This window comes from Magnetospirillum fulvum MGU-K5, from assembly GCF_000442515.1.
Taxonomy (GTDB): domain Bacteria; phylum Pseudomonadota; class Alphaproteobacteria; order Rhodospirillales; family Magnetospirillaceae; genus Phaeospirillum; species Phaeospirillum fulvum_B.
Window position 1 is genome coordinate 1 of record NZ_AQPH01000107.1, and the last position, 7,119, is coordinate 7,119.

Genomic DNA, 7,119 nt, shown 5'->3' on the forward strand with positions numbered 1-7,119 from the left:
CGGAATTCCGGGCGGGGGGGTTACTTTCCGGCGATGGTCAGCCCGTCGATCCTGAGCGTCGGGCAATCAATGCCGTGGCGCAGTTCAAGATCGTTGGCCGGGGTCAGCTCACGGAACATGTCTTTCAGGTTTCCGGCGATGGTGACCTCGGCGACCGGGAAGGCCAGTTCGCCGCCCGAAATCCAGAATCCGGCGGCCCCGCGCGAATAATCGCCGGTGACGCCGTTGACTCCCTGACCGAACAATTCAGTGATGTAGAAGCCGTCGGTGATGTCGCCGATCATCTCGGCGGGCGTGATCGCGCCCGCGTCGAGATAGAAATTGCTGGCCGAGGGCGACGGCGGCGAGCCGGTGGCCCGGCTGGCGTGGCCGGTGGGGGCGAGGCCAAGCTGATGGGCCGAGCGCAGATCAAGCAGCCAGGTGGTCAGCACCCCGTCCTCGATCACGGCGCGGGCGCGGGTCGGCAGCCCTTCGCCGTCGCACGGGCGCGAGCGCAGGCCACGGCGGCGATGAGGGTCGTCGATGACCCGGATGCCGGGGGCGAACACCGGCTGGCCCAGCCGGTCCTTCAGGAAGCTGGTGCCACGGGCGACCGAGGCCCCGTTGATCGCTCCGGCCAGGGTGGCGAGCAGGCCCCGGGCGACGCGGGGGTCAAAGATCACCGGCACCTGACGCGAACTGACCTTACGGGCTCCGAGACGGCGGACGGCACGGCGTGCCGCTTCGGCCCCGACCTCTTCGGGGGCGCGCAGATCGCCGAGATAGACCGCGCCGGTATGGTCGTAATCGCGCTCCATCCCGCTGGCCCCGTCCCCGGCCAGCACGGCGACCGACAGCGAGGCGTGGCTGACCTGATATTCGAACGACAGCCCGTTCGAGGCGCACAAAGCCACCCGCGAGCGGCCCCAGCCGGAATCCGAGCCTTCGGAATTGGTGATGCCGGGGGTGGCGCGGGCGATGTCCTCGGCCCGGCGCGCCATGTCGATCAGCCCCTCGGCATCGGGCTCGGAGGGATCGAACATGTCGAGATTGGGCAGATCGCGGGCCAGTTGGTTCGGCGTCGCCAGCCCGCACCACGGGTCTTCGGGGACGATCCGGGCCATCGCGACGGCGCGTTCGACCAGTTCGGACAAAGCGGCGGGCGAGCGGTCCGACGACGAGACGAACGCCTGCTGCCGCCCGATCAGGACGCGCAGGCCGATATCGCCGCCTTCGGACCGTTCCAGCCGTTCCAGCGTTCCCAGCCGCAAGCCCACCGACAGCGAGACCGAATCGATCAGAACCGCGTCGGCTTCGTCGGCTCCGGCACGGCGGGCGGCGGCGACCAGATCGCCGAGCAGATCGAGCGGGGCCGGAATCAGGGGACCGGGCATAAGGGAACCTCCGCGATCAGAAGCGTTACAACGACTCGTCGAGAGCGATGCGGTGCTGGCGGGCGCAGGCAACCAGAGTGTTGCGCAACAGGCAGGCGATCGTCATCGGCCCGACCCCGCCGGGTACCGGGGTGATCGCGCCCGCGACTTTGACCGCCTCGTCAAAGGCGACATCGCCGACCAACCGGCTGGTGCCGTCGGGATTGGCGATGCGGTTGATGCCGACATCGATCACGGTGCAACCGGGCTTCAGCCAGTCGCCCCGGACCATCCCCGGCTTGCCGACGGCGGCGACGACGATGTCGGCGCGGCGCACCACATCGGGCAGATCGCGGGTGCGGGAATGGGCGACGGTGACGGTGCAGCTTTCGCGGATCAGCAATTGCGCCATCGGCTTGCCGACGATGTTCGAGCGGCCGACCACCACCGCGTCCAGGCCGGACAGATCGCCCAGATGGTCCTTCAGCAGCAGCAGCGAGCCGAACGGGGTGCAGGGGACCAGCGCTTCGCCGCCCGAGGCGAGACGGCCGACATTGACCGGATGAAAGCCGTCAACGTCCTTGGCCGGGTCGATCGCCTCGATCACCTTTTGCGAATCGATGTGCTTGGGCAGGGGAAGCTGGACCAGAATGCCATGCACCGCCGGGTCGCTGTTGAGCCCGGCGATCAGGGTCAGCAATTCGTGTTCGGGGGTGTCGACCGGCAGGGTGTGGACGAAGGATTCCATCCCCACTTCGACGGTGCGCTTGTGCTTGGTGCGGACATAGACCTGACTGGCCGGGTCCTCGCCCACCAGCACCACCGCCAGACCGGGGGTGAGGCGGCGGCTCTCGCGCAGGGCATGGACCTCGGTGGTGATGCGCTCGCGCAGGCCGGCGGAAAAGCGGTTGCCGTCGATGATCTTTGCTTCAGTCATGATTGTTCGGCCATCCATAGATCAAGGCGTTGCCGCAAATCCTCGGCATCGCCGGAAATCAGAACCACCTTGCGGCGGTCGGTCGCACCCTGGACGATGTCCAGCGCGGTGCGGGGCAGGCGCCAGGTCTTGGCCAGCAGCTTGACCAGGGCGGCGTTGGCCTTGCCGTCCTCGGGTACAGCGGTGACCTGGACCTTCAGAACCGCCTGTCCGTCGGACTCGGCGACGACGCCCTGCACCTGATTGCGCGAGGCCTTGGGCGTCAGCCGGATCGAAACCCGGAGCCCGCCGGACGCGGCGGCGAAAGGCGAAGCCCCGGAAGTCATCGTCAGAAGGCGATGGAAAAGCGCAGCTGCTCCAGCACCCGGATCAGGAAATACAGCACCAGCCACAGCACGATCGGCGACAGATCGACCGATCCCAGATCGGGCAGGACCCGGCGCAGCGGGCGCAACACCGGCTCGGTCAGGCGCGACAGGACGGTCAGCAGGGTACGGACGGTGGAATTGTAGGTATTGACGATACCAAACGCTACCAGCCAGCTTACCACCACCGCCGCCAGGACGACGTACCAGTACAGGTTCAAGGCCAGGATCACGACCTCGATCGCGGCGCCCAAAATCGCGTGCATTGCCAGCATCCCTTATGGCAGTTCTCGTCTAGGCCAACCCTAGCTGTCGTCGCCCCGGCTGGCAAGCGCGCGCACGATTCTCTGGACAAGCGCCTGCATTCGGGGTCAAGAGTCCCCCAATCGCGAGAGCTAAAGAGAGATGGTGTGATCGACCTCCGGCCGGTTCTGTTCGTCAACGGGTTTCTGCTGCTGGTTCTTGCGGTCGCGATGGTCTTTCCCGCCATTGCCGACGCGGCGGCGGGCGACCGCGATTGGATGGTGTTCGTCCTTTCGGCTGCCGTCACCGCCTTTTTCGGGCTGGCGCTGGGGCTGGGCACCCGTCCCGCCGGGCGGATCACCCTGTCGGCGCGGCAATCCTTCATGTTGACGGTGATCGGCTGGGTCTCGAATGCGGGTTTTGCCGCGCTGCCCTTCGCCTTTTCCAACCTGGGGATGAGCCCGACCGATGCGGTGTTCGAGGCGGTCAGCGGTCTCACCACCACCGGGGCGACGGTGCTGGTCGGTCTCGATCACACCCCGCGCGGCATCTTGCTGTGGCGGGCGCTGCTGAACTGGCTGGGGGGGCCGGTATCATCGTGATGGCGGTCGCGATCCTGCCCGCGCTGCGGATCGGCGGGATGCAGGTGTTCCGGATGGAAACCTCGGACAAGACCGAGCGGGTCGGGCCGCGCATCGCTCAGGTCGCCGGTGGAATCGGGCTGGTCTATGCCGCCTTCACCGCTTTGACCGCGCTGGGGTTCTGGATTGCCGGGATGGGTCGGTTCGATGCGATATGCCACGCTCTGTCGGCGGTTTCGACCGGCGGCTTCTCGACCTCGGACCTGCGGCTGGCCCATTGGAACGCCGATGTGCAATGGGTCGCGGTCGCGGCGATGCTGGTTGGCGGCTCCAGTCTGGTGCTGTGGACCGGGGCGGGGCGGGCGGCCCGGACCAGCCTGTTCAAGGATGCTCAGACCCGCTGGTACCTGATGTTCGTCGGCGGCTTCTCCGGCCTGCTGGCGCTGTGGCAATGGACCGTCAACGACATGCCCCCGGCGGCGGCGGTGCGCCATGCCGCCTTCTCGGTCACCTCGATCGTCTCGACCACCGGCTTCGCTTCGACCGACTGGAGCGCCTGGGGCGGCTTTGCCCATGTCGTCTTCTTCATCCTGTTGTTCATCGGCGGCTGCACCGGTTCAGCCGCGGGCGGGATCAAGATCTTGCGCTGGGATCTGCTGTTCGCGCTGGCCTCGGCCCATATCGGGCGGCTGCTCTATCCCCACGGCGTCTATGTGATCCGCTATAACAACGATATGGTTGCCCCGGCGATCCTTGATTCGGTGCTGGGCTTCGTCGTGCTGTATTTCCTGACCTTCGCCGTGTTCTCGGTAACGCTGACGGTGGTGGGGGTCGATTTTGTTACCGCTTTGTCGGGCTCGGCGGCGGCGCTGGCCAATGCCGGTCCCGGCATCGGCGACGTGATCGGGCCGATGGGCAGCTATCGCCCCCTGCCCGATGCCGCCAAGTGGATTTTGGCGCTCGAAATGATGATTGGACGGCTGGAACTGTTCATCGTCGCGGTTCTGTTCTCCCGCAGCTACTGGCGGGAATAGGGGAGGGAGGCCGATGATCGACGTCCGTCCCGTCCTGCGCCTGATCGGCCAGCTCTTGTGCGCCCTGGCGGCGGCGATGCTGTTGCCCGCCGCGCTGGATGTTCATGACGGTCAGGCCGAAGCGCGGGTGTTCGTCGTTTCGGCCGGGGTGACCTTGTTTTTCGGCCTGGCCCTGGCCTTGGGGATGAACGCTCCAGGACGCGGCTGGACCACCCGCCAGATGTATCTGGCCGTGGTGTTCGGCTGGCTGGTCCCGGTGCTGTTCGCGGCGCTGCCCTTTATCTTCGGACCGCTGGCGTTGTCGGTGCCCGACGCGCTGTTCGAGGCGGTCAGCGGTCTGACTGCCTCGGGGGCAACGGTGATCTCGGGGCTGGATCATGCCCCGCGCGGCTTGTTGCTGTGGCGGGCGCTGCTGAACTGGCTGGGCGGGCTGGGGGTGATCGCGATGGCGGTCGCGGTTCTGCCGCTCTTGGCGGTCGGCGGGATGCAGATGTTCCGTCTTGAGATGCCCGGTTCGGCCGAGCGGGCGATCGCGCGGGGCCGCCGCATCGCTCGTGCGGTGTTTTTCGCTTATGTCGGGCTGACTCTGCTGCTGGCGTTGGGGCTGTGGCGGGTCGGGCTGGGGGGCTTCGATGCCCTGGCCCACGCTTTGTCGACCCTGTCTTCGGGCGGGTTTTCGACTTCGGACGCCTCGGTCGGGCATTTCCACAATCCCGACGCCGAGATTGTCCTGATACTCGGGATGGTTGCGAACGGGCTGCCCTTCCTGCTGTTCTATCGGCTGCTGCGCGGCGAAGGCGGCGCGGTTTTCGCCGACAGCCAGATTCGCTGGTATCTGTCGCTGCTGGGGTTGGGCACGTTGGGGATCAGCGCCTGGCTGTGGATCAGTCTCGATCTGCTGCCGTCCGACGCCGTGCGCCACGGTGCCTTCACCGTTGCCTCGGTGATGACCGGAACCGGGTTCTATACCCTTCCCTATGGCGGGTGGGGCGGGATGCCGGTGATGATCCTGTTCTTCCTGGCTTTTGTCGGGGGCTGCGCCGGATCGGCTTCGGGCGGACTGAAGGTGTTTCGCCTGCAATGCCTGTTCACCGACGCGGTGATGCAATTGCGTCGCCTGCTGCGTCCCAACGCGGTGCTGATCGCCAGCTTTAACGGCCGCACCATCCCCGAGGACGTGCTGGAATCCGTGATGGGGTTCCTGTTCGTCTATGCGCTGGCCTTCGCCTTGCTGGCGATGGCGCTGGCTTTCCTCGGGCTGGATTTCGTCACCGCGGTCAGCGGGGCGGCCTCGGCGTTGGCCAATCTCGGCCCCGGCCTGGGCGGGACGATCGGACCGGGGGCGACCTATGCCGCTCTGCCCGACGCGGCCAAGATGCTGCTGGCGGCGGGGATGCTGTTTGGACGGCTGGAAATCTTCACCATCCTGGTGCTGTTCGTGCCCACCTTTTGGCGGCAGTAAGTCCCGAGAGCTGACAGTACCGCCCTTTGGGGTCCGTCACCCCCGGGCTTGACCCGGGGGGCTCTGTGCCTCCGCCGAAAAATCATTGGAAGCATTGGATGGCCGGGTCAAGCCCGGCCACGACGGGTAGGGTGGTTTCCCTTAACCCTGACAAACTCTTAGATCAAGGACGACCACAGCAGCAGGCCGAGGGCACCCAGTCCGACGATGATCCGGGCCACCGCCAGCGGAGCATAGGTGTGGCGGTCGACCCAGGCCATCATCGCCGCGATCGCGGCAAACGCGATCAGCCCGGCGGCGGCGGCGGCGATCTGAAGATCGGCCGACAGGATCGGCTGGGTATGGCGGGTCAGGGTCCACAGGCTGACAGCGGCATGGCCGAGGATCAGCGGGATCGCCAGCAGCAGCGAGAAGCGGGCCGCCTCGCGCCGCTCCCACCCCAGCAACCGGGCGGCGGCAATGGTGATGCCGGTGCGCGATACGCCGGGAAACAGCGCCAGGGCCTGGACCAGTCCCAGCCCGGCGGCGACGGGCAGGCTGAGATGCTCGACCCGACGCACCGTCACCCCCAGCCAGTCGCAGAGCAGCAGAACCACGCCACCGACCAGGATCAGGATGGCCGCCATCACCGGCCCGATTGCGGCGGCGGCGGGGAGGGCGAGAAAGGCCCCCAGAATTGCCGTCGGCACCGTTCCGGCGACGACATGGAGCATCAGCCACGATCCGGCATCGGGTTTTCCTTTGGCCAGCCGCCACAAGCCGGTGACCATCGCCAGCACGTCGCGCCAGAAATACAGCAGCAGGGCCACCAGGATTCCGCAATGGGTCGCGATCGCCAGGGCGGCGCGCCCATCGTCGCTGCCCGCAAGGCCGGGCAGAGCCGCCAACGGCCCCGAAGCGCCGATCGGCAGAACCTCACCCAGGCCCCGAATCAGGGCAACGGTTAAAACATCCAGCAAAGTCAAGGGACTGTCTCCGTACCGGCCTTGGTTCGTTATATCACTGGGGCGAAGTGGCCGGAAGAGATACCGTGCAGGGCCTCAATTGCTTGGTGCGATGGGGGGATGCTCTTGACCCCGATCGGGGGACTGCCGCCGCGCCGCAGACAACGAAAAGCCCCCCACCCGCGAGGGGTGGGGGGCTCC

The 7,119-nt window shown here is 66.9% G+C and carries 6 protein-coding genes and 1 pseudogene; 2 read left to right on the plus strand and 5 right to left on the minus strand.

The features are described from left to right. Positions 1 to 20 precede the first annotated feature (20 nt). From K678_RS16410 to K678_RS16425, 4 genes are read right to left on the minus strand one after another with little or no spacing between them, the layout of a single operon-like run. On the minus strand, positions 21 to 1,373 hold the full coding sequence (locus K678_RS16410) for a TldD/PmbA family protein (RefSeq protein ID WP_021133601.1): 1,353 nt from the start codon (positions 1,371 to 1,373) through the stop codon (positions 21 to 23). A gap of 25 nt (positions 1,374 to 1,398) precedes the next feature. After that, complete coding sequence (folD, locus tag K678_RS16415) at positions 1,399 to 2,289, minus strand: bifunctional methylenetetrahydrofolate dehydrogenase/methenyltetrahydrofolate cyclohydrolase FolD (protein ID WP_021133602.1); 891 nt, start codon at positions 2,287 to 2,289, stop codon at positions 1,399 to 1,401. Further along, positions 2,286 to 2,615: a DUF167 domain-containing protein gene (locus tag K678_RS16420; RefSeq protein WP_021133603.1), complete on the minus strand. Its 330-nt coding sequence runs from the start codon at positions 2,613 to 2,615 to the stop codon at positions 2,286 to 2,288. Before K678_RS16420 ends, folD begins: the two co-directional genes overlap by 4 nt. A gap of 2 nt (positions 2,616 to 2,617) precedes the next feature. Then, on the minus strand, positions 2,618 to 2,920 hold the full coding sequence (locus K678_RS16425) for a YggT family protein (protein WP_021133604.1): 303 nt from the start codon (positions 2,918 to 2,920) through the stop codon (positions 2,618 to 2,620). Positions 2,921 to 3,175: 255 nt separating this feature from the next. On the opposite strand from K678_RS16425, the pseudogene K678_RS16430 reads away from it, so the two are divergent. Both K678_RS16430 and K678_RS16435 read left to right on the plus strand, forming a co-directional pair. Further along, a pseudogene (locus tag K678_RS16430) lies at positions 3,176 to 4,512 on the plus strand (TrkH family potassium uptake protein). Positions 4,513 to 4,525: 13 nt separating this feature from the next. Next, positions 4,526 to 5,974 carry a TrkH family potassium uptake protein gene (locus tag K678_RS16435; RefSeq protein WP_021133607.1) on the plus strand — a complete coding sequence of 483 codons (1,449 nt, stop codon included), beginning with the start codon at positions 4,526 to 4,528 and terminating at the stop codon, positions 5,972 to 5,974. A 158-nt stretch (positions 5,975 to 6,132) separates the two neighbouring features. On the opposite strand, the gene K678_RS16440 is transcribed toward K678_RS16435, so the two are convergent. Next, positions 6,133 to 6,939, minus strand: a complete 807-nt coding sequence (locus K678_RS16440) for an undecaprenyl-diphosphate phosphatase (RefSeq protein ID WP_021133608.1) — start codon at positions 6,937 to 6,939, stop codon at positions 6,133 to 6,135. Positions 6,940 to 7,119: the final 180 nt, after the last annotated feature.

Bases quoted from the DNA above. Each gene is read 5' to 3' on its own strand.
- K678_RS16410 (WP_021133601.1), bottom strand. From the start codon at position 1,373: ATGCCCGGTCCCCTGATTCCGGCCCCGCTCGATCTGCTCGGCGATCTG.
- folD (WP_021133602.1), bottom strand. From the start codon at position 2,289: ATGACTGAAGCAAAGATCATCGACGGCAACCGCTTTTCCGCCGGCCTG.
- K678_RS16420 (WP_021133603.1), bottom strand. From the start codon at position 2,615: ATGACTTCCGGGGCTTCGCCTTTCGCCGCCGCGTCCGGCGGGCTCCGG.
- K678_RS16425 (WP_021133604.1), bottom strand. From the start codon at position 2,920: ATGCACGCGATTTTGGGCGCCGCGATCGAGGTCGTGATCCTGGCCTTG.
- K678_RS16435 (WP_021133607.1), top strand. From the start codon at position 4,526: ATGATCGACGTCCGTCCCGTCCTGCGCCTGATCGGCCAGCTCTTGTGC.